The 1,466-nt window shown below is 56.9% G+C and carries 2 protein-coding genes; both read left to right on the top strand.

Annotated features, from left to right (window positions below):
* The coding region (locus HMPREF2808_RS12970) for an IS3 family transposase (protein WP_141752577.1) at nt 1-628 on the top strand (628 nt) is incomplete at its 5' end.
* 85 nt (nt 629-713) lie between these two features.
* On the top strand, nt 714-1,340 hold the full coding sequence (locus HMPREF2808_RS05545) for a Mu transposase domain-containing protein (protein ID WP_070624113.1): 627 nt from the start codon (nt 714-716) through the stop codon (nt 1,338-1,340).
* Nucleotides 1,341-1,466: the final 126 nt, after the last annotated feature.

Raw genomic sequence — 1,466 nt, 5'->3', positions numbered from 1 at the left:
CATCATGAAATCCATGGGGCTGAAAGGCTTTACTAAACGCCGTCGATGCATCACCACCAGACGAAAGTTTGGCCACCGAGTCATGCCAGACTTAGTAGGCCGCAGATTCACAGCTGATAGGCCGAACCACGTCTACGTAGGCGACATCACCTACCTGCCGTGTAAGGGCGGCAAGAACATGTACCTAGCCACGGTCATCGACGCCTACTCGCGCAAACTCGTCGGCCATGCACTCGCCGATCACATGCGGGTATCGCTGGTTATCGAAGCTTTATCTCATGCAAGGAAAGTCCGCGGAAGCCTGAAAGGGGCAATTTTCCATTCTGATCACGGCAGTGTGTACACCTCACAAGCATTTAGGGACCACTGCACCCAGCTTGGTGTTCGCCAATCCATGGGAGCGGTGGGAACGAGTGCCGATAATGCCCTGGCAGAATCGTTTAACGCCACTCTAAAGCGTGAAGTTCTGCGTGATCGGAAAGTCTTTGACAATCCCATCAGCTGCCGCCAAGAAGTCTTCCGATGGTGCATGCGCTACAACACCCGTAGACGACACTCCTGGTGCAATCTTCTAGCCCCCGATGACTACGAAGCACTCACATCAGCTACACTGACCCAAGCAGCATAGCTAACCCCCGACGTGTCTACTTTCCGGGGGTCAGGCCCATCTGCCGGCAACCCCGTGGCAACACACCGAGTGGAAACGGGCAAAAGTGGCCCCGGATTTCCATGTCACGGTTGCAACAGTGCGCTACTCCGTTCCGCACCAGCTTGTTGGCCGCACTGTCGATGTGCGCATCACCGGCCAGATGTTGACCGTCTTTGACCAAGGGGCAACCGTGGCAACCCACCGGGTTTCACATAAGCGTGGGGCCTATGTCACTGACTACGAGCACATTCCATCTGGGATGGACTCCACCCGTGGACTGTGGACAAGCGACTACTTTTACCGCGAAGCCAGCAAAGTTGGCCCGGCAACACGCAAGGTCATCGAAGAACTCATTACGGCGAAAGCCATCCCGGCCCAGGCATACCAGTCCTGCCGAAACGTGCTGTCAATGGGCAAACATGCCAACAAACCAATCCTGGAAGAAGCATGCCAACGCCTGACCGCCAACGACGGCAGTCGGCGGGCAGTGTCATATACCGCAGTCAAAAACATGATGACCGCTGTCCGCAAGGAACACGCAACCCGACCACGCGGGTTTGACCAGCCCCCGCGCAGCACCACCACCAACCAACCCGCCCGACCTGTAGCCGCTGACCGGGACACCACCGGCGCGTTCCTTGGCGGTGCAGACCAGTTCAGCATGGACAACCTCGCTAAGAAAGGAAACTAAAACCCATGTCCTCACCAACCCCGCCAACAGATCGCTTCCTTGACGAATCCGTCCTGGCCGACTTCACCGCACTGCGGATGACTGCCTTCGGCAAAAGCGTCATCGATATCGCCAACGATCCCGCAT

It is taken from the genome of Corynebacterium sp. HMSC078A10 (assembly GCF_001811565.1).
GTDB lineage: Bacteria > Actinomycetota > Actinomycetes > Mycobacteriales > Mycobacteriaceae > Corynebacterium > Corynebacterium hesseae.
This window is presented reverse-complemented; position numbering and strand designations above follow the sequence as displayed.